This window comes from Pseudomonas sp. PDM27 (assembly GCF_019219205.1).
Lineage (GTDB): Bacteria > Pseudomonadota > Gammaproteobacteria > Pseudomonadales > Pseudomonadaceae > Aquipseudomonas > Aquipseudomonas laurylsulfatiphila.
In genome coordinates, this window is the sequence record NZ_JAHUWF010000001.1 from 406138 (window position 1) to 426547 (window position 20410).

A 20410-nucleotide genomic window follows, 5' to 3' on the forward strand; every position below is an offset into this window, starting at 1 on the left:
GTGATTTAATCGCCGCCCTCCCTGCAGGCTCGACCTGCCAGACAACCGCAATGGAGTGCTTGATGCGCGCCGCACACATACAAAACCTGACCGGGCTACGGGGATTCGCTGCCTTGTCAGTTCTGCTGCTTCACATTCGATACGGGGATCTCGCCAATGCCTACGGCGGCCTGGCATTTCTCTTCCAGACAAGAGGCCTCGGGGTAGATATATTCTTTATCCTCTCCGGTTTCATTCTGGCTTATGTCCACGGCAAAGACTTTGCAGACGGCCTTCGCCCTAAAGAGGCTATCAGTTTCTGGGTGGCCAGGCTTGCCCGGATCTACCCGGTGCATTTGTTTATGCTGGTCATTACAGCGTTCATTCTGCCGATGCATCGTTTGTATGAATGGTCGCCTGTCGATACCGCCTACACTTTCTACGCGAACCTGTTTCTGGTGCATGCGTGGGGCGTAACCCCCAATCTGACGTTCAATCAGCCGTCCTGGTCGATCAGTTGCGAGTGGGCGGCCTACCTGACCTTTCCGTTCATCGCCTACCTCACAAGAAAGTGGGGAAAGATTTCGTTCTCACTCCTCTTGATCGGTCTGGCACTTTATGCGCCCTTCCTGCAACCGAACTTGCTTGCCAATGGCATCTGGACCATCAAGTGCATCGTCTACTTTGTAGCCGGGTACTGCACCTATCAGGTATGCCATGACCTGCCGGACTCCAGACTCTGGAGAGTCACCGCAATCGCAATTGCCCCACTGATCCTGCTGATGTTCTGGGCAACCAGCATCCAGTACTACTTCGACATGGTTTTCCCTTTCCTTGTGATCGTGATGATTGCCAGCCTGTTCCGTGCAGGACCGATTTGGGCTTATTCCAACCCGGTGTCGGTTTACCTCGGGAAAATCAGTTTCAGTCTCTACATGTGTCACATCATGGTGTTGTTCGTAGAGCGCAAGATGTTTGGCATGATGGATCTCAAGTATGAGATTCCCCTGATCGTGGCCTTCTCGATGTTCCTCTATCACTGCATTGAAGAGCCGGCGCGGAAAGTGATCCGCCTGGTTTCCGAAGGTCGTCACCGCGAACCTCCGCAAAAAAGCTTCACCGATAGCTACGTATTGCCAACTACGGCACCGGAGCCGGAACCACAGAAAGAGCGCCAGACACTGGCGTAATAAAAGAAGGCCCGCCCAATCAGCGGGCCTTCTTTTATTCGACAGAAACCCAAAGAAAGTCCCGGCGAACGAACACCACCATTACGCAGTGGTCACAACATCTGATGGCATCGCAAATGACAGGTGGTTACGAACCTGCTTCATACCAAAGCGACGCTTGAATTCACACATTTCAGGGTGCGCCGGATAACTTCAGCGGATTCAGTTCCTGCCAAATGCAGGCGCCTGCCGCTGCTCTCATCCAATGCTCCCTCAGCGGAGTATGCAAATGACTCAATCAATGCGGTTCTTCCTCTCGTTCTTCCTCGCCACTGCAACGTTGGCATCGACCGGTTTCCTCAACACTGCAGGAGCGGCCACCGCCGAGGATCTGAATGCCGATGCCAAACAAGCCTTGCAAACGCTGTACAAGGCCCATCCCTTTGCCGAAAAAATCTCGCACGAAGCCAAAGCGGTGCTGGTTTTCCCGAAAATCATCAAGGCGGGCCTTGTGTTCGGTGGCAGCTACGGCGAAGGCGTCCTGATGAAAGGCACCACAGTCGACAATTACTACAACTCCGTCAGCGGTTCATGGGGGCTGCAGGCCGGCGCCCAGTCGTACGGCTATGCGGTTTTCCTGATGACCGATAAAGCCGTGAAATACATAGCCGAAACCAAGGGCTGGGAAATCGGTGTGGGGCCAACAGTTGTCGTGGTTGATGAAGGGGTGGCGAAGAACCTGTCCAGCTCGACGCTGAAGGACGACGCCTACGCGTTCATCTTCGACCAGCAAGGGTTGATGGCGGGGGTCAGTATCGAGGGAACGAAGATTTCCCTGATCAAGCGCTGAACCCAGCCGTTTGACTGGCTATCGGGAGCGTGATGGCGGCCTATGCCAATACTGGTGGGTTTTCCCATTCAGGCTAGGCTGTCCTCACTGCTGGCGCACAGACGTAGCTGATGATTGGACTATCTGGACGAGCAAGGCTGGCAGTGGCTGTATCGACCATTCATTGATCCAGGTCTAAACATTGAATGATCGAATCCTGATAATGATTGATCAGTTTTTAGGTAGGCCTTAAATGACTTCACAGCTCTTCCAGGTTCACGGCCTCGTGAGTTTTACCCTTGCCATCCTCCTGCTTTTCCTCGGCAAAACCCTCGTCCAGCACAACGCCTTTCTCCGTCAGTACTGCATCCCCGAATCGGTCGTCGGCGGCTTCGTCTGTGCGGCGGTGACGTCCCTGCTCTACTTCGGCCTGAATATCCAGGTCGAATTCGATCTGCAGGTTCGCGACACCCTGCTGCTGTATTTCTTCGCCGGCATTGGCTTGAAATCGGACATGCGCCAACTGCTCAAGGGTGGCCGCCCGCTGCTGATCCTGCTGTTACTCGCCGCTGTGTTCATTCTCCTGCAGAACTCGCTGGGCATGGGTGTGGCCCAGGCGTTCGGGCTTGATCCCAAGGCAGGCCTGATGGTGGGCTCCATTTCCCTCACGGGCGGAGTGGGCACCACCCTGGCCTGGGCACCGCTTTTCGTCGAGAAACTGGGCATCAGTAACGCCCATGAACTGGGCATCGCCAGCAACACCGTCGGCCTGATTGCCGCTTGCGTCATCGGCGGCCCAATCGCCAACCGACTCATAAGTCGTTATCGACTGACGCCGTCCAGGGATGCGGAACTGGAAGTCGGCATCCTCGAGCAACAACCGAGCAAGGCGCTGGACTACTACGACGTGCTCTGGGCATGGATGTGGCTCAACCTGACCCTGATGCTCGGCTATGGACTCAACCTGTTGCTGGTCGATGCCGGCATCACCCTGCCGAAATTTGTCAGCTGCCTGTTCGCGGGCATCGTCATTCACCACCTCGTACTGGCCTTTGTGGGTGATCAACGTCTGAAAAGCTGGAGCGGCGCCAGCCTGGGTCTGTCGCTGATCTCCGATATCTGCCTGGGCATGTTTTTGACCATGGCCCTGATGGGGCTTCAGCTATGGCAGCTCAGCGGCGCGCTGTTGTTCATTCTGTGTGCGTTGACCCTGCAAATTCTGCTGACAGTCGCCTATACGTATTTTGTGGTCTTCCGCTTCATGGGGCGCGATTACGAAGCCAGCGTGATCGCTTCCGGATTCGGCGGGATTGCCCTCGGCTCCACGGCGACAGCCATCGTCAACATGTCGACCGTGACACAGAAGTACGGCGCGGCACACCAGGCCTTCCTGATCGTGCCGCTGGTGTGTGGTTTTTTCATTGACCTGGTCAACGCCGTGATCATCAGCCTGTTCAGTGGCCTGTAGCGACCGCGGGTGCCTCAGTAACCACCTCCGTTGCTGGCACCCCATGGATCCAAACCGCGTGAGCACCTAGACTTTGTGCGCCCCTGCCCTCCTCGCCGATTGTTGAACGGGTCCCATGACTGAGCATGCCAAGTACCATCACGTGTCCGAAGTACCAGGCCTGGTCTTGGGTTCCGCACGCTTTGCGGATGTCGGTTTCGATCGCCATTACCACCTCGATTTCCACATTGGCTTTGTCACCGAAGGCATCCAGCGTCATCGTTCGAAAGGCGAGTCGTTTCTTTTAGGGCCGGGCCGTATTGCCCTGATGCCGCCGGGTGAAATTCACGATGGTGCGTCTGAAGGCGGCGGCGCCTATACGCTCAAGACGTTCCGCCTGTCGCAGGCACTGATCGCGGGCATGACCGAGGAGATCAGCGGTCAACCGAGAGAGCTTGAGTTGGGCAGTGTGTTGCTGGAAGACCCGCGGCTTGTCGGCAACCTGCGCGGGCTGCACGAAGCGATGCAGCAGGCCGTTGGCCCCGGCAGTCTCGCGCTGCAGACACAATGGATCACCCTGTTTGAACGCCTGTTGCGCCAGTCACGGGCAATCACGCCCGAAAGCATTCCCGGATCGCTCTCAGCCCTGCAATGGTCCCGCGTCAGGGACTATTGTTTCAGTCACATCGATCAGCGCATCACGCTCGATGATCTTGCCGGATTGTGCGGTCTGGGCCGATTCCCGTTCCTCAAGCAGTTCAAGCGGACCATCGGCATGACGCCGCACGCATGGCTGCTTCGGCTGCGTCTGGAACGGGCGTGTGGCCTGCTATCGCGCAGCGGGCAACCGATCGTCGATGTCGCCCACGCCGTCGGCTTTTACGATCAAAGCCATTTCAACCGCGCCTTTCGCCAGGCATTCGGCGTCGCACCCTCGCGCTACAGGACTTAGGGCGTCGCATCAGGCGAGCGTCAATTTTTTACAAGCGCGACAACCGTCCCTCTCCCTAGGATGCGCCAATCCAGGCGAAACACCTTCGCCTGCGCAGCCGAGAATTCGATGATGAACGGTGAAACAAACAGACCGCCCGCCCTGGGTTTTTCAAGTGACAACATCGCCGGCGCATCGCCGGAGGTGGCACACGCCCTCGTGAAACACTGCACGGGCCAGGCGGGTCCCTATGGCACCGACGAGTTGACGGCGCGGGTCCAGCGCAAGTTCAGCGAGATCTTCGAGCGCGACGTAGAGGTCCTTCTCGTGCCCACCGGCACCGCCGCCAACGGCCTGTGCCTGAGCGCGATGACGCCACCCTGGGGCAATATCTATTGCCACCCCGCCAGTCACATCAACAACGACGAATGTGGTGCGCCGGAGTTCTTCTCCAACGGCGCGAAGCTGATGACCATCGACGGCCCGTCGGCCAAGCTGGACATCACCCGACTGCGTGAGCGCACCCGCGAAAAACTGGGTGACGTGCACACGACCCAGCCCGCTTGCGTCAGCATCACCCAGGCCACCGAAGTCGGCAGCCTCTACACCCTGGACGACATCGCGGCTATCGGTGAGGTCTGCAAGTCGGCTTCCCTCGGGTTCCATATGGATGGGTCCCGTTTCGCCAACGCCCTGGTGTCCCTAGGATGCTCGGCGGCAGAGATGACCTGGAAGGCCGGCGTGGATGCCCTGTCGTTTGGCGCCACCAAGAATGGCGTGCTGGCGGCGGAAGCCATCGTCCTGTTCAACGCCTCGCTCGCCACCGAGATGAGGTACCGCCGCAAGCGTGCAGGTCACCTCTTCTCGAAAATGCGTTTTCTTTCGGCGCAGATCGATGCGTACCTGAGCGATGATCTCTGGCTGCGCAATGCCCGCAAGGCCAACGATGCCGCCCAGCGCCTGGCGCAGGGGCTTGCCGGGCTGAGCGGCGTTGAAGTGCTGGGTGGCACCGAGGCGAATATCCTGTTCTGTCGGCTGGACTCAGCCGTGATCGATGCACTGCTGAAGGCCGGGTTCGTCTTCTACCATGATCGCTGGGGCCCCAACATCGTGCGTTTTGTCACCTCGTTCGCCACCACCGCCGAGGATGTCGATCACCTGTTGAGCCATGTGAGGCGAGTGGTGAGGTCGGTACACGCATAACGGGCGCAAGGCGCAATGACGGATGGCGGCGGTGCTCACTCTCAGTCGAATGAGCACCCGCCACTGCGGCGTCAGGCGTCTACATCTGGCGATAAAGAATCATGCCCGCGTGATACAGAATCCCGTCGCGGAACTCCCCGTCAGCCGTGAAGCCGGTGTCATCGACGTACTCGATGTGGTCACCCTCCAGCCAATACTGGCCCTGATAGGCACTCGTCTTGCGGCCCCGGGCTTCATCGTACCGGCCACCCGGCAACAGCTCATGGCGGATGAGCCCGTCTGCCGTGACCCACAGACCGACGTACTTATCCTGATCCGCGGATTTTTTCATCGTCATGTTCAGGTCCTCCGTTCAGAACGCACTGGCGGTCGGGCGGACAATCAGTTCGCTGACGTCCACATCGGCAGGCTGTTCAATGGCGTAAGCGATCGCACGAGCAACCGCCATGGCAGGGATGGCGATCTTGCGGAACTCGCGCATCTCGGCCCGCCCGCCTTCATCGGAAATGCTCTCGGCCAATTCGGACTCGGTAACGCCCGGGGAAATCACGGTGACACGGATGTCCCCGCCGACCTCCTGGCGCAACCCTTCCGAGATGGCACGCACGGCAAACTTGGTCGCGCAGTAGACCGCCGCCGTCGGGCTGACGGTGTAGGCACCGATCGAGGCGATATTGATGAACTGGCCTGATTGCTGTTTTTGCATCAGCGGCAAACCGGCCGCGATACCGTGCAACACGCCGCGAATATTGACGTCGATCATCCGGTCCCACTCGGAGACTTTCAGCGCCTCGAGTTTCGACAGCGGCATCACCCCGGCATTGTTGACGATCACATCGACCCGGCCATGCAAATTCAACGCAAAGTCCACAAACCCTTGCATGTCGTCTCGGCGGGTGACATCCAATGCCTGGAAGTGAGCGACTCCACCGCTCGCGTTGATTTCGCCACAGAGTGTTTCGAGGCGCTCGGTACGACGCGCCCCGAGTACGACATGCGCCCCCTTGCTGGCCAACAGGCGCGCTGTCGCCTCGCCTATGCCACTGCTCGCGCCCGTGATCAGAACGACTTTTTTCGAGATATCCGACATGACCTAATCCCTCACTTGAGTGTCTGGTGACGCGAGAGCAGTGTCTCGCTGCCAGTCCAGATTAGGGATAACGGCGGTCGGCCAGTTAGTCAGATCCTTCTGACAACTTGCCTGATCCTGTCGGGGAACCCTTTACTTCGTGGCGTCGAGGACAAGCCTGCCCTGTAAATGCCGGCCCATGCTTTTTTCGATCGCCACTTTCGCCTCACTCAACGGGAATGCCTCGACGTCGACCCTGAGGTGTCCCTTGTCGAACAGTTCGGCAATCAGCGAAAGCTGCCGGCCATCCGAGCGGGTGGCAAAGTTGGCCGGGGTCACACCGTAGTCGTTGGCCAGCGACATGTTCGGCAGGCTTACGGGCGATACCAGCACGCCGTGTTTTTTCAGCACCGCAAACGAACGGGTCTGTGTGTCGCCGCCCACCAGGTCCAGTACCACATCGACACCGGACACCAGCTCGTCGAATGCCTGGGTCCTGTAGTCGATGGTGTAATCCGCGCCGAGGTCTTTCAGGTAAGCATGATTATGCGCGGAGGCCGTTGCGTAGACTTCGGCACCCAGGTACTTGGCGATCTGCACGGCCATGCTGCCCACGCCACCGGCCGCGGCGTGGATCAACACTTTCTGCCGACGTTGCACACCCGCGTGTTCGGTCAGGGCTTGCCAGGCCGTCAGGGCCGTTGCGGGGACAGCGCTGGCCTGCAAGGCACTGAGTGATGTGGGTTTCAGCGCCAGTTTTGCAACCTGGGCGACGGCTTTGCTCGCATAACCTCCGACGATGTTGATGAAGCCAAACACTTCATCGCCGCGGCTGAACTCAGTGACGCCCTGCCCCAGCGCGATCACGGTACCGGCCACTTCAACCCCCGGGGTAAAGGGCAGCGGCAAAGGGATGAACGCTTTCATGGCACCGGAGAGGATCTTCCAGTCAATCGGGTTCACCCCGGCTCCGGCGACATCGATCAGCACTTCACCGACACCGGCCACCGGGTCGGCAATGTCTTCCAGACGTAACACTTCAGGGCTGCCGTATTCGTGCACACGTATGGCTTTCATGGAGGTCTCGACTATCGAAAAAGAAGGGAGAAGAACATTGCGCTGCGAGGGGCTGGCCTTCGCAGCGCGGGGGTATCAACGACGGCGGGCGTCGAGGCTGAAACGACCGGCACCGAAGGCCACGACCTGCAACAGGCCACCCGCCATGGCGATGTTCTTGAAGAAGTGGATTAACTGGTTTTGATCGCCCAGGGCGTTATGGAAGGCCAGTGCGGTAAACACGCTGAACACGGCCAGTACGGCGGCAACGGTGCGGGTGCGGTAACCGGCGATCAGTGCCAGGCCACCACCGATTTCAACGATGATCGCCAGCGCCAGCGCCAATTGCGGAAGCGGAAGACCCACTGAGCCGATGTAGCCGACCATCATGGCCGGAGCGGCCAGTTTCGAAAAACCGGAGAGGATGAAGATTGCGCTGAGCAGTACGCGGCCGATCAACGAGGCCGAAGCCTGGGTGAGGTCGGAACGGCTCTGTTCAGCGGTGGCGGAATGAGCGATGTTTGCGGAAGTCGTCATGAGGCATTTCCTTCAATGGGGTGCGATTCGACATGAACCGCCCTGTTGAGGAAATGTTGCTCTTGGACAGCTCATCTGAATAGCCGACTAATTTAGATCATTAGATTCGATAAAATAGACAAGCCAATCACCCCATCGAAAGGGAGCTCAATCGTGCAAACCGCTGAGCGAACGTCTGCAACAGGCCTGGAGGCCCACATTCGCGGTCAGCGCCTGGCCGCCTCCGACGAGGTTTTTTCCAACGATGTGCTGGTGCAGATCTTTACCCGCGAGCGGATCGAGCAAAGCGTTATCGTTCCCGCCGTGGCTGAACCGCTGATCGTCTGGGTACTGTCCGGGAGCGCCACCATTGAGGAACGGGAGGCAGGCGAAGCGTGGCGGGCGAGTGAAGTGACACAAGGGGATTTTTTCCTCACCACCAGCGCCATGCCCTACGAAATGCGCTGGCAAGTGACCAGTGCGGAGCCCTTTGTGGTGATGCACATTTACCTCGGCCTGCCCCTGCTGGAACGAGCGATCCAGGAAACCGGCAAACAGGTCACGGGGTCGATTTGTCTGCATGAAATATCCGGGGGGCGTGACGAGACTTTGTCGTTGTTGTTCGAACAATTCAGAGTCGAACTGCAATCCCGGGGAGAAACCAGCCCGCTGCTGATGCAAGGCATCGCCCAGTGCATCGCCGTGCACCTGGCGCGCCACTATCTGGATGCGCAAGCCGATAACATCGTTCAGCGCAACGCCCTGCCGGCCTTCAAGCTCAAGCGTGCGGTGACTGCGATGGAGACGTCGCTGGGAGAGACGTTTTGCCTGGGGGATCTGGCCGACGCAGCCGGGATGAGCGAGTACCACTTCAGCCGTCTGTTCAAGCGCGCCACGGGGCTTTCACCCTCGCGCTACTTCATCAGGCTGAGAATGACCAAGGCCAGGCAACTGCTGATTGAAACCGACATGAGCATCATCGATGCGGGACTTGAGGTCGGGTACAGCAGCGCCAGCCATTTTTCCCAGGCATTCAAACGGGAGGTCGGCGTCCCGCCCAGTCATTACCGCAAATGAAAACGCGGCACGGCGCTCGCCGTGCCGCCAGTACAACCGGCCAATCAACTGCCCACGGGAATGCTCATGCCGCCATCGGCCATGACGACCGAGCCGACAATGAAACTGGCGCGCTCGGAGGCCAGGAATGCCACGATCTCGGCAATTTCATCGGGCGAAGCCGCACGGCCGATCGGTGCCGACTTGCCGTGCTCCTGCAGGAAGCCCGGGCCGTCTTCCATGAAGTGATTGAGCAGGTTGGTGACCACGTCGCCCACGCCAATCGCATTGACCCGAATGCCGTGCTCTATCGCTTCCAAGGCCTGGGTTCGGGTCAGTTGCGCCAGGGCCCCTTTCGATGCGGTGTAGGCCGCGATGCCCGGGAACGCGAAGTAGGAGGCATAGGACGCGATGTTGACGATGGCGCCTGACTTTTGCTTCATCATTTCCTTCGCCGCTTCACGGGAATGAAGGAACGCGCCCGTCACGTTGGTCTCCATCTGCCAGCTCCAGTCCTCGCGTGTCATCTCGACCAGAGGCTTGTAGATGATCCGTCCCGCGTTGTTGACCAGCACATCGAGCTTGCCGAAGTGCTGAACGGCCAGGGCAACCGCTTTTTCCGCCGAGCCATCGACCGTGATGTCGGCCACCAATGGCACCAGGCCCGGACGCTCGAGAGCGTTCACTTCAGGGTTGATGTCTTCGGCAATGACCTTGGCGCCACGGGCATGGAACAGCTCGGCGATGGCACGGCCGATACCGCTGGCGGCGCCCGTCACAATCACGACTTTGTCGGCGATTTCGTTGGGGGTAGGCATAAAATCAGTCATTTCGTTTCTCCTTTCCAGAGAGCAGCTGAACCATTCCAGCCGCTGCGCATACGCCGTATGCGGGTGTCGCTTTCGACGACTCAACTGTCGCCGATCACGGTTCGCCACTCTTTAGGAGCCTTGTTCAACCTGTCGCGGTTTTGCGCTTATCTGCCTGGTGTTTCATTTTTTCAGCACACCGGGCAGATGCATGACGCTATACGATGTACCGGGATAATATTGGCCATTACGTTCGAGGAAACTGGCATGATCTCTGACCCCGGAACACCGACACTGGATCAGCTGCGCGTGTTCCTGACGGTCGTGGAAGTCGGCAGTTTTGCCGCGGCGGCCAGAAAACTGCACCGGGCCACCTCGGTCATCAGTTACTCGATCGCCAATCTGGAAATGCAGCTCGGCGTGTCGCTGTTTGACCGTCAGACCACCCGCAAACCCCAGCTCACCGATGCCGGCCGCACCGTGCTGGCCGAAGCCAGGACCATTGCCAACGGTGTTCATGGATTGCGCGCCAAAGTGAAAGGCCTGCTCCAGGGGCTCGAAGCCGAGGTTCACGTGGTACTCGATGTGATGCTTCCCCCCGACCGGGTGGTGGATGCACTCAAATCCTTTCGCGAAGCGTTCCCGACCGTTGCCCTGCACTTGCATATGGAAGCGCTCGGCGCCGTCACTGAGCTGGTGATCAACCGTGGCGCGATCATCGGCGTCAGTGGGCCCATGAATGAAGGCATCGACGGTATCGAAAGAATCGGCGTCGGCAGTGTCGAGTTGATTCCGGTGGCAGCCCCGAATCATCCACTGGCATCGAGCGACTCGAACGTTCCGGGCGCCGGGCGAGAGTTCACGCAACTGGTGCTGTCCGACCGTTCGGTGCTGACCAAGGACAAGGATTTCGCCGTGCTCAGCAACCGCACCTGGCGGCTGGCGGACCTGGGCGCCAAGCACATGCTGCTGCGTGAAGGCATCGGCTGGGGCAACATGCCGGCCCCGATGGTCCAGGAAGATCTGCAGAGCGGCCGACTGGTGCAACTGAACATTCCGGAATACAAAAGCGGCCAATATACCTTCGACGTCATCTACCGCACGGATGTGCCACCGGGGCCGGCGGCGCGATGGTTGATTGAACGTTTCGTTCAGCAAGGCTCGGCGCAGGTGGCATTGGCTTGAGGATGGTACTTGTCGACTTTCTGGAAATCCCGGGGGAACAGAGATTACGAAATATCTGTAGGAGCTGCCGAAGGCTGCGATCTTTTGATCTTGCTTTTGCGATCTGGAGATTGCTGAAGATCAAGATCAAAAGATCGCAGCCTTCGGCAGCTCCTACAGGGGAACGCGTGCACCACCAAACAACGAGGGGAACTAATTAATGAATAGACCCAATCGGATAGCAGTAATACCAAAAACACATAACTCTATTGATTGAGACAGGTCCAGCCGAAGGTGGAGGATGTCCTGAAACAGGCCTAATCTGAATAGACACGACCTTGATCGCCTCTTGATACAGGGGAAACGCAATGACGGGACAGACTGCACGCCAAGGCTCGTCATGGCTCCTGCTTTCCCTGCTCGCCGCCAATCTGGCGCTGACAGCCGGATGCTCAGGCAAAACCACCACCGCGCGCTATTCAGCCTCAAACACCGGCTCAGCCTGCTATGCAAAAGCCCTCCCCACTGTCGGCGAAGGTGGCCTCGCCTGGGGCGACACGCTGAACATGGCTCGCCAGAAATCCCTGAGTAACTGCATCCGCTATGCCGGCCGATCGGGCGGTACGCCGAATACCTGCCAAGTGGTGTTGGCGGAATGTAAACACTGATAGAGGGTTTTTTCGTTTCTGCGTCGCTTTTGCATTTCTGTGCGACAGATCCCACTTCAGGGGCTCCCGTTTCACACGCGCATGGTGTTAGTTTTGAAATGTTTCTGATCAAGCGATCAGATATTTCTTACAACCCGCCTGCAAAGGAATGCCCCCAGCAATGGATTTTTCACTCAAGCACCTGGCTGCGACCACCCTCATGCTCGCCAGCCTTTCGTCGTTCACCAGCGCTGCCCACGCCAACATCACACCGCAACAGAGCTCGATCATCCTCAAGACGTTCAATGATGCTTCGGTCAAGGATTTCCGCCAGTTCCTGCAAACCCTGGCCAAGAGCGATGTCGCCAAAACCGACGACCTCGGCCCGGCCATCAGTGCCTTCCTCGGCAACAAGACGCTGTCCGCTGAGCAGCAGAACGAAATCCATCGCTTGCTGGGTCTTTATGCCCGAGTGAAGTACGGCAGCGCGGCCACCGAAACCCTGAAGGAGCTGGTGGCCATTCCGACCGTGCGCGTGGACGGCGTTGACCAGCACGACAATCCCGAATTCCTCAAGATCGCCGAGAAGATCAAGGGCCTTGCCCAGGCGTTCAACCTGAACTTTCGCAACATCGACAACCGCGTCTACGAGATCTCCCTCGAAGGCAAGGGCGATGAAGTCGTGGGCATTCACGCCCATGCCGATGTGGTGCCGGTGACGCCGGAGAACTGGGTGCTGCAGGACGGCACCCGCCTCGATCCGTTCAAGGTCACCCTGGTCGGCGATCGCATGTATGGCCGCGGCACCGAAGATGACAAGAACGGCATCGTGGTGGCGCTCTACGCCATGAAGATCATCAAGGAGGAGCAACTGCCGCTGGCGCGCAACTTCAAGCTGCTGGTCGACACCACCGAAGAAACCACCGGTGATGCCATCCCCTACTACTTCGAGCGCAACCCGACACCCAACTACAACCTGGCGCTGGATGGCGGCTACCCGGTGGTGATCGCCGAGAAAGGCTACGGCACCGTCATGGCGAACTTCGCCAAGCGTGCTGGCGAGGGCAAAGGCGCAGAAATCATTTCGATGACCGGCGGCCTGGCCACCAACCAGATTCCGTCGACATCGGTCGCGACCCTGGTGACCGACAAGCCCGCCGAACTGGCTGCCAGCCTGCAAAAGGCCGGCACTGAGTACGCCAAGCAAAATGGCGGCAACTTCGAAGTGGCTGCCAAGGCCGACGGCAAGGACGTCAAACTGACGGTCACCGGCGTTTCCGCCCACTCCTCCGAGCCCGAGTCCGGCGTCAACCCGGTGGCCAGGATGCTCGACTTCATCAATAGCCTCGACGGCAAGGTCGCGCTCAAGCACAACCAGATCACCGACGCCGCCCGCTACGCCGCCGACAACTGGGGGCTGGACTACCTGGGTGGCAAGCTGGGAGTCGGTTTTGCCGATGAGTTCATGGGCCCGCTGACCACGTCCCTGACATATGTCGGGATGGATGACAAAGCCTTCAAACTCGCCGTCAACCTGCGCGTGCCGAAGGGCAAGACGCCGGAGGTGCTCAAGTCCGAAATCGCCGCGAAGCTGGACGCCTGGAGCAAGAAGACCGGGATCGCACCGACCTTCGACCTGTCGATTGCCGAACCGATGTACCGCAACCCCGAGGGTGAATGGGTCAAGGCCCTCCTGGCGGTGGCCAGCGAAAACCTCGGCATGGAACACAAATTCGGCACCTCCGCCGGCGCCACGTCCGTGCATGAATTGCCCAACGGCGTGCAATTCGGCCTGGCCATGCCGGACGTCAAATACACCGGTCACAACGACAACGAGTTCAAGACGACCGAGCAGTTCCTGCTGGACTTGCAGATCGTGACCGAGATGATGGGCCGCATCGGGCAATTGCCGACGCTTTGATCGGTTCTTTCCCAGGTTTGGACGCGGACACGGTCCCCTGTAGGAGCTGGCTTGCCAGCGATGGTCGTTAACGATAACGCGTGTTAACCGGATAACCGCGGCGCACTGGAGTCCATCGCCAGCAGGCTGGCTCCTACAGTTTCAGCGTGGGCACGGTCCTTTGTGGGAGCTGGCTTGCCAGCGATGGTTGTTAACGATAACGCGTGTTAACCGGATGAACGCGGCGCACTGGAGTCCATCGCCAGCAGGCTGGCTCCTACAGTTTCAGCGTGGGCACGGTCCCCTGTGGGAGCTGGCTTGCCAGCGATGGTCGTTAACGATAACGCGGGTGAGCAGGATAAACGCGGCGCATCTGAGTCCATCGCCAGCAGGCTGGCTCCTACAGTTTCAGCGTGGGCACGGTCCCCTGTGGGAGCTGGCTTGCCAGTGATGGTCGTTAACGATAACGCGGGTGAGCAGGATAAACGCGGCGCATCTGAGTCCATCGCCAGCAGGCTGGCTCCTACAGTTTCAGCGTGGGCACGGTCCCCTGTGGGAGCTGGCTTGCCTGCGATGGTCGTTAACGATAACGCGTGTTAACCGGATGAACGCGGCGCGCTTGAGTCCATCGCCAGCAGGCTGGCTCCTACAGTTTCAGTGTGGGCACGGTCCTTTGTGGGAGCTGGCTTGCCAGCGATGGTCGTTAACGATAACGCGGGTGAGCTGGATAAACGCGGCGCATCTGAGTCCATCGCCAGCAGGCTGGCTCCTACAGTCTCAGCGTGGGCACGGTCCCCTGTGGGAGCTGGCTTGCCTGCGATGGTCGTTAACGATAACGCGTGTTAACCGGATAAACGCGGCGCACTGGAGTCCATCGCCAGCAGGCTGGCTCCTACAGTTTCAGCGTGGGCACGGTCCCCTGTGGGAGCTGGCTTGCCAGCGATGGTCGTTAACGATTACGCGCCAGTTTTCCGGAAATGCGTGAAGAACCCTCCCCCCCCTTCGGACCGGTCAGCCAGACCCGGCCCCGGGCGTTGCAGTGACCTTAACGCCACTGGAAATATCCGGTGGGCAAAAAACCAAATTGCCATGTGTTCCCTTCGTTCATTCTTGCGTCGCACTGTTCATTGTCCGTTCCCTGTACGTCTGGAGTTTCCCCCATGCCCTCGCCTAATTCCTTGCCCGCCGCGCTGCTGGGCCTGGCCCTTGTTTGTCCGGCCATGACCGAGGCTCAGGGCCTTGAACTGGGGCAGGTGCTGATCGGGGCCGAGGACCAGAGTGACGAAGACCAGGGGATCGAGGACGCCAGGGCCCGGCTGGCCCAGGTACCCGGCGGTACCAATGTGGTCGACATGCGCCGTCCGCTGCAGGGCCGTGTGGCGAGTAACCAGGATGTGCTGGCTTATCAGCCCGGGATCTATGCCCAGTCGGCGGGCAATGAGGGGGTGAAGATCTCGATCCGCGGATCGGGCATCAACCGTGCACCGGGTGCCCACGCCTCGGGGCTGTACACCATGCTCGACGGTCTGCCGCTGACCGGCCCTGGCGGCACGCCCTATGAACTGCTGGAACCGCTGTGGCTCGACCATGTGGAAGTATTGCGCGGCGCCAACGGTTTCGACCGCGGTGCCCTGGCCTTGGGCGGGGCCATCGATTACGTCAGCCATACCGGCTACAACGCGCCGAAGTTGCAGGTACGCTACGCAACGGGCAGTCACGGGTATCAGCAGCGTCAGGTCAGCTCCGGACAGGTGCTGGGTGACTTCGATTACTACGTGGCCATGACCGACGCAAACGCCGACGGCTACCAGGACCACACGGCCAGCGAGAGCCAGGGCGTGATCGCCAACTTCGGTTATCGCTTCAACCCGAACCTGGAAACGCGCTTCTACCTGCGTCACCGCCAGACCGACAACGATCTCGCGGGACGCGTGACCAAGCACTCCATCGAGCACGATCCACGGGCGGCCAACCCCGCCTACGTGGCGCGGGACGATCGCCGCGACGAGCCGGGCAGCACCTTTATCGGCAACAAGACCACCTGGTACCTCGATGACGATTCGAGCATCCAGACCGGCCTGGTCTACCACGACTACCCCATGGATTTGCGTGAGGGGCCCAACCGCCTGAAGGTGGCGTACACGGACGTCAGCGGCACGTTCGACTACAAGCGCCGCGACACCCTCTGGGGCCTGCAAAGCCAGAGCACCCTGGGCCTGCGGGTGACCAAACACCTGCCCAACTCAGGCGCCAGCGAGTTCGTGCGCATCCCCACCGGCAACACCGCCGGTTATGCACCGGGCACGCTGATGCGCAACTTCACCTACCAGGGCTCGGACACGGTCCTGCATGTCGGCAACGACCTGGAGATCGCCGACGATCTGTGGCTGACCACCGGCCTGGCCGCCATCTACACCCGCCGTGAAAGCGACGTCACCTATCCGCAGGAAGGCGGCAAGACCAGCCTGCACGACTGGGACTATGCCCCGCGCGTGGGCTTGCGCTACCAACTGACACCTGACCTGCAACTGTTCGGCAATCTCAGTCGCTCGGTCGAGGCGCCGCATCCCTGGTCGCTGATCTATAGCTCCAATATTCGCTTCCCCGCCGGAAGCGGCCCCGCCACAGGCGCCCAGCGCGATCCGGTCACGCTGCAAAACCAGACCGCCACCACCCTGGAAATCGGTGGTCGCGGTGACAGCACCCTGGGACAGTGGAGCCTGGCCTGGTACTACGCCCAGGTGCACCACGAATTGCTCTCGGTGTTGCCGGACGCCAACGCCACCACGCCGTACGAGCTCAACGCCAGCCCCACCGTGCACCAGGGCGTCGAAGCCAGCCTGCTGAGCCCGCTCTGGTCGCCGGGCGATGGCGGCCAGTTGAGCCTGCGCCAGAGCTACACCTTCAGTGACTTCCACTACCGCGACGATGACCGCTTCGGCGACAACCGCCTGCCGGGCCTGCCGATGCACTATTACCAGGGCGAACTGCGCTACGACTGGCCACAAGGCTTCTTCGCCGCGGTCAACACCCAATGGGTGTCCAAGGTGGCGGTCGATTACGCCAACAGCTACTACGCCGATCCCTACGCCCTATTCGGCGCGACCCTGGGCTACAACGCGCCCAAGGGCGACTGGCAGACCTGGCTGGACCTGCGCAACCTGACCGACAAGCACTATGCCGCCACGGTCACGCCGGGCTACGACGACAAAGGCCTGGACGCGGCACGCTCCACCCCCGGCGAGGGCATGGCGATGTACGTCGGGGTGTCGTGGAGCCTGCTCTGAGGCCGCGTTGGACAGGTATTGAACCGCCACACGGCCCCTGTACACGTCACACCTCGAAGTCGGTGGACAGCGCCAACGTTTTCCATTCGCTCAACTCCGCCTCCACAAAGCGGTTTTTCGCCTCGATGCGTGCCACGGTGTCGCTGCCCAGCGCCAGGCGTTGTGGCGGTTTCGGGGCGTTGACCAGCGCGAGCATCGCTTCGGCGAACTTCACCGGATCGCCAGGCTGCGCATGGTTGGCGCCTTCGGCAAACTGGCGCATCTTGCCGACGGTCTCCTCGTAGTCAGGCAGCTCCAGGGCGGTCTTGATCAGCGACTGCTCGTCCAGGAAGTCGGTGCGGAAAAACCCGGGTTCGACAACCGTCGCATGGATGCCCAGCGGCGCCAGCTCCTGATGCAGCGCTTCGGTAATGCCCTCCACCGCAAACTTGGTGGAACCGTAGACGCCCCAGCCCATGTAGGCCTGATAGCCACCGATCGACGAGATATTGATCACATGACCGCTACGCTGGCGTCGCATGTGCGGCAGTACCGCGCGGGTGACGTTGAGCACGCCGAACACGTTGGTGGCGAACAGGCGTTGGGTTTCGCTGGCGCTGGTCTCTTCCACCGCGCCCAGCACGCCGAAACCGGCATTGTTGATCAGCACGTCAATGCGCCCGAAACGCTTGATGCCTTCGGCGACTGCCTGATGCGCCTCTTCCTCGCGGGTGACGTCCAGTCGCACGGCGAGCAGGTTCGGGTGATCGCCCAAGCGAGCAGTGATGTCTTGTGGTTGACGAGCGGTAGCAATCACAGCGTCGCCGGCACGCAGGGCGTGTTCTGCGATGAGGGTGCCAAAACCACGGGTAGCGCCAGTAATGAACCAGGTACGCATTTCAACTCCTCCTGTCAGCGACCCGAGCGTTGTTGCCGGGCCTTCTCGATGAGTTGATGCCACTTTAAGGCTGTGCTACTGATGTGATAATCCCAGCAATTTTGCATGCCTTTGTGAATGGTGCTCACAAATGAAATCCCCCTCCACCGCCGACCTGTCGATCTTCCTGTGCATCGCCCGGCACCTGAACTTCAGCCGGGCAGCAGTCGAACTGGGCCTGACACCCTCGGCACTCAGTCATTCATTGCGAGCGCTGGAGAATCGCCTGGGCGTACGCCTGTTCAATCGCACGACGCGCAGCGTGGCGTTGACTGACGCCGGGGAACGACTTTTCGCACGGCTGAAACCAGCCTTCCGGGACATCGATGATGCCTTGGAAGACCTCAATAGCTTTCGCGACAAGCCCTCAGGGAACCTACGCATGACCGCAGGGCGACAGGCCTGTGAGCTGGTGCTCTTGCCGATCGTCAGCCGGTTCCTCAAGGAGTATCCGGATATCCGCCTTGAGATCGTCGAAAGCGACGCCTTGGTCGACGTGGTGGCTGGCGGTTTTGATGCGGGGGTACGTTTCGGCAACCGTCTGGAAGCCGACATGGTCTCGCGGCCCATCGGGCCGAACATGCGCTCGGTGGTCGTGGGCTCGCCGGCATTCTTCGAGCGACATGCCGCCCCCCGAAAACCCGAGGACTTGCATGGCGTCCCGTGCATTCGCCATCGCTTCCCCAGCGGCTCGATGTACCGCTGGGAATTCGAACGCGGCGCGATCACCCAGGAAATCGACGTCAGCGGCCCGCTCACGCTCGGCGATGTCAGCCTGATGATCGGCCCGGCGTTGCAAGGTGTGGGTCTGGCCTACGTGTTCGAGGACATGGTCACCGCGTACCTGGCCGATGGTCGCCTGATCCAGGTGCTGGCCGATTGGTGCCCCTTTTACCCGGGCCTGCACCTGTATTACCCCAGCCGCCGTCATGTGCCCGCAGCGCTCAAGGCCTTCATCGACTTTGCCTCTACGGCTCGACACGCCACCGCCCGCGACGACTAAGCTTTTTGTAACCTCACCTCGTCCCTCAAGGAGCTATCCATGAGTGCCGCTGCCCTGTCCGAACTCGATGCCGCCCTGCCCGGCCTGACCCGCAAGATCCGCGTGCTCGATGCGCTGTCCTGGCCCGATGGCGTCGAGGAGGACTTCCTGGCGAAATGGCGCAGCGGGCGTGCCACGCTGCCCGATGTCAAGTTGCAGCCCCGCGACCACAGCGCCGACATCGCCGCCCTGGAAACCTTTATCAGCCATTGCGATGTGGGGCATCCGGCCGGGAACTTCCTGGCCCTGACCGCCCGTAGCTATGCCACGGCCGGGCACATGCTGGGGGCCATCGGTACGCCCGCCTTTACCCAATATTCGTCAGCGCTGTACCGGCGTCCGGATTTCTATTATTCGCGCCTGCAACTGAGCATGCTCGACGCGGCCCGATTCTTCCTCCAGACCACCGACGCCCTGCTGGGAGGGGCACGAATTCCACCCTGCCCCGCCGAGATCCCGGCCAAGGTGTTCGCCGCCTGGATTCAACCGGAACTGGACCGTTTCTTCGGCGTCGGCCAGATCACGGTCGTGCTCGATCCGAACCTGGCCGCCAAGGCCATCGCCGGATCGAGCCGCATTCGCCTGCGGGCCAGTGCGCTGTTCTCGGAGCTGGACAAGCATCAGCTGTTGCAACACGAGGCCTTCGTGCATGTCGCCACCGCACAGAACGGCGCGCGGCAGCCCAACCTCACCAGCCTGGGCCTGGGCGCACCGCGCACAACCCAGACCCAGGAGGGCATTGCCACCCTGGCCGAACTGTTCACCGGCAGCATGGACATCAACCGCCTGCGTCGCCTGGCCCTGCGCGTACTGGCCGTCCAGCAGGCGCTGGAGGGCGCCGACTTCATCCAGGTATTCGAAGGTTTTCTGGCTGCCGGGCAGACGCAAGAGGAATCCTTCCGCTCAACCCAACGGGTGTTCCGCGGCGCCGATCTGCGGGGCGGTTCAGCCTTTACCAAGGACGCCGCTTACCTGACCGGGCTGCTCGGCGTCCACACCCTGCTGCGCATTGCAATCCGCGATAACCGGCCGGAACTGATCGGGCATTTGTTTGCAGGGCGCCTCAGCCTGGCGGACACGGTGCGCCTGGCGCCATTGTTCGAATCCGGCTGGCTCAAGGGACCGACCTACCTTCCGGCCTGGGCCTCTGATCTGCGTCTGCTGGCGGCCAACCTGGCCTTCTCGGCGTTCATCTCCCGGATCAAGCTGGATGTGCTGGACCTGGACGTGTTCATGGCATTTGCCGAAGAACACGAAAGCGATGCCAGCGCACATTGATCAGAATCAGGACCTGGATCACAGCGTTTCAAAGCCAGCCGGGGTCCTTCTAATGAGCTGCTACCATTAGGAAGCGGTGTCGAGGCGCAGCTCTGTGGCTTGCAGAGTCGGC

Annotated in this window: 18 protein-coding genes; 12 read left to right on the plus strand and 6 right to left on the minus strand. The window is 60.3% G+C overall.

Features of this window, described 5'->3' with window-relative positions; translation table 11 throughout:
• Positions 1-62 precede the first annotated feature (62 nt).
• The 5 genes from KW838_RS01920 to KW838_RS01940 all read left to right on the plus strand — a co-directional run bounded on the left by KW838_RS01920 (position 63) and on the right by KW838_RS01940 (position 5558).
• Entirely contained in the window at positions 63-1169 is a 1107-nt protein-coding gene (locus KW838_RS01920; RefSeq protein WP_218500168.1) for an acyltransferase, read from the plus strand.
• A 268-nt stretch (positions 1170-1437) separates the two neighbouring features.
• The gene (locus KW838_RS01925) at positions 1438-1998 is read left to right on the plus strand and encodes a YSC84-related protein (protein ID WP_218500169.1); all 561 of its coding nucleotides are present in this window, start codon (positions 1438-1440) and stop codon (positions 1996-1998) included.
• 232 nt (positions 1999-2230) lie between these two features.
• Positions 2231-3445 (plus strand): sodium/glutamate symporter, encoded by a 1215-nt coding sequence (gltS, locus tag KW838_RS01930; protein WP_102699731.1) that lies wholly within the window; start codon positions 2231-2233, stop codon positions 3443-3445.
• Positions 3446-3560: 115 nt separating this feature from the next.
• On the plus strand, positions 3561-4376 hold the full coding sequence (locus tag KW838_RS01935) for an AraC family transcriptional regulator (protein ID WP_218500170.1): 816 nt from the start codon (positions 3561-3563) through the stop codon (positions 4374-4376).
• Between the two features lie 111 nt (positions 4377-4487).
• The gene (locus KW838_RS01940; RefSeq protein ID WP_218500171.1) at positions 4488-5558 is read left to right on the plus strand and encodes a low specificity L-threonine aldolase; all 1071 of its coding nucleotides are present in this window, start codon (positions 4488-4490) and stop codon (positions 5556-5558) included.
• 79 nt (positions 5559-5637) lie between these two features.
• On the opposite strand, the gene KW838_RS01945 is transcribed toward KW838_RS01940, so the two are convergent.
• The 4 genes from KW838_RS01945 to KW838_RS01960 all read right to left on the minus strand — a co-directional run bounded on the left by KW838_RS01945 (position 5638) and on the right by KW838_RS01960 (position 8220).
• A complete protein-coding gene (locus KW838_RS01945; RefSeq protein WP_015094817.1) occupies positions 5638-5895 on the minus strand; it encodes an Atu4866 domain-containing protein in 258 nt (85 codons plus the stop codon).
• A gap of 15 nt (positions 5896-5910) precedes the next feature.
• Entirely contained in the window at positions 5911-6648 is a 738-nt protein-coding gene (locus KW838_RS01950) for an SDR family oxidoreductase (protein WP_218500172.1), read from the minus strand.
• Between the two features lie 132 nt (positions 6649-6780).
• Positions 6781-7704, minus strand: a complete 924-nt coding sequence (locus tag KW838_RS01955) for an NADP-dependent oxidoreductase (protein WP_218500173.1) — start codon at positions 7702-7704, stop codon at positions 6781-6783.
• A gap of 75 nt (positions 7705-7779) precedes the next feature.
• Positions 7780-8220 carry a DoxX family protein gene (locus tag KW838_RS01960; RefSeq protein ID WP_218500174.1) on the minus strand — a complete coding sequence of 147 codons (441 nt, stop codon included), beginning with the start codon at positions 8218-8220 and terminating at the stop codon, positions 7780-7782.
• Positions 8221-8373: 153 nt separating this feature from the next.
• On the opposite strand from KW838_RS01960, the gene KW838_RS01965 reads away from it, so the two are divergent.
• A complete protein-coding gene (locus KW838_RS01965) occupies positions 8374-9276 on the plus strand; it encodes a helix-turn-helix domain-containing protein (RefSeq protein ID WP_218500175.1) in 903 nt (300 codons plus the stop codon).
• A 44-nt stretch (positions 9277-9320) separates the two neighbouring features.
• Here the strand turns inward: KW838_RS01965 and KW838_RS01970 are convergent, their stop codons facing one another.
• A complete protein-coding gene (locus tag KW838_RS01970; protein ID WP_218500176.1) occupies positions 9321-10085 on the minus strand; it encodes an SDR family NAD(P)-dependent oxidoreductase in 765 nt (254 codons plus the stop codon).
• A gap of 246 nt (positions 10086-10331) precedes the next feature.
• On the opposite strand from KW838_RS01970, the gene KW838_RS01975 reads away from it, so the two are divergent.
• The 4 genes from KW838_RS01975 to KW838_RS01990 all read left to right on the plus strand — a co-directional run bounded on the left by KW838_RS01975 (position 10332) and on the right by KW838_RS01990 (position 17062).
• Positions 10332-11249, plus strand: a complete 918-nt coding sequence (locus KW838_RS01975; protein ID WP_218500177.1) for a LysR family transcriptional regulator — start codon at positions 10332-10334, stop codon at positions 11247-11249.
• A 347-nt stretch (positions 11250-11596) separates the two neighbouring features.
• Positions 11597-11896 (plus strand): DUF4189 domain-containing protein, encoded by a 300-nt coding sequence (locus tag KW838_RS01980; protein WP_104448432.1) that lies wholly within the window; start codon positions 11597-11599, stop codon positions 11894-11896.
• A 160-nt stretch (positions 11897-12056) separates the two neighbouring features.
• Complete coding sequence (locus KW838_RS01985; RefSeq protein WP_218500178.1) at positions 12057-13796, plus strand: dipeptidase; 1740 nt, start codon at positions 12057-12059, stop codon at positions 13794-13796.
• A 1139-nt stretch (positions 13797-14935) separates the two neighbouring features.
• The gene (locus KW838_RS01990; RefSeq protein WP_218500179.1) at positions 14936-17062 is read left to right on the plus strand and encodes a TonB-dependent receptor domain-containing protein; all 2127 of its coding nucleotides are present in this window, start codon (positions 14936-14938) and stop codon (positions 17060-17062) included.
• A 46-nt stretch (positions 17063-17108) separates the two neighbouring features.
• Here the strand turns inward: KW838_RS01990 and KW838_RS01995 are convergent, their stop codons facing one another.
• Complete coding sequence (locus KW838_RS01995) at positions 17109-17939, minus strand: oxidoreductase (protein WP_218500180.1); 831 nt, start codon at positions 17937-17939, stop codon at positions 17109-17111.
• Between the two features lie 130 nt (positions 17940-18069).
• Between KW838_RS01995 and KW838_RS02000 the strand changes: the two genes are divergently transcribed.
• Positions 18070-18981 (plus strand): LysR family transcriptional regulator, encoded by a 912-nt coding sequence (locus KW838_RS02000; RefSeq protein WP_218500181.1) that lies wholly within the window; start codon positions 18070-18072, stop codon positions 18979-18981.
• Between the two features lie 39 nt (positions 18982-19020).
• Positions 19021-20298: a tyrosine/phenylalanine carboxypeptidase domain-containing protein gene (locus KW838_RS02005; protein ID WP_218500182.1), complete on the plus strand. Its 1278-nt coding sequence runs from the start codon at positions 19021-19023 to the stop codon at positions 20296-20298.
• The last annotated feature ends 112 nt before the right edge of the window (positions 20299-20410 follow it).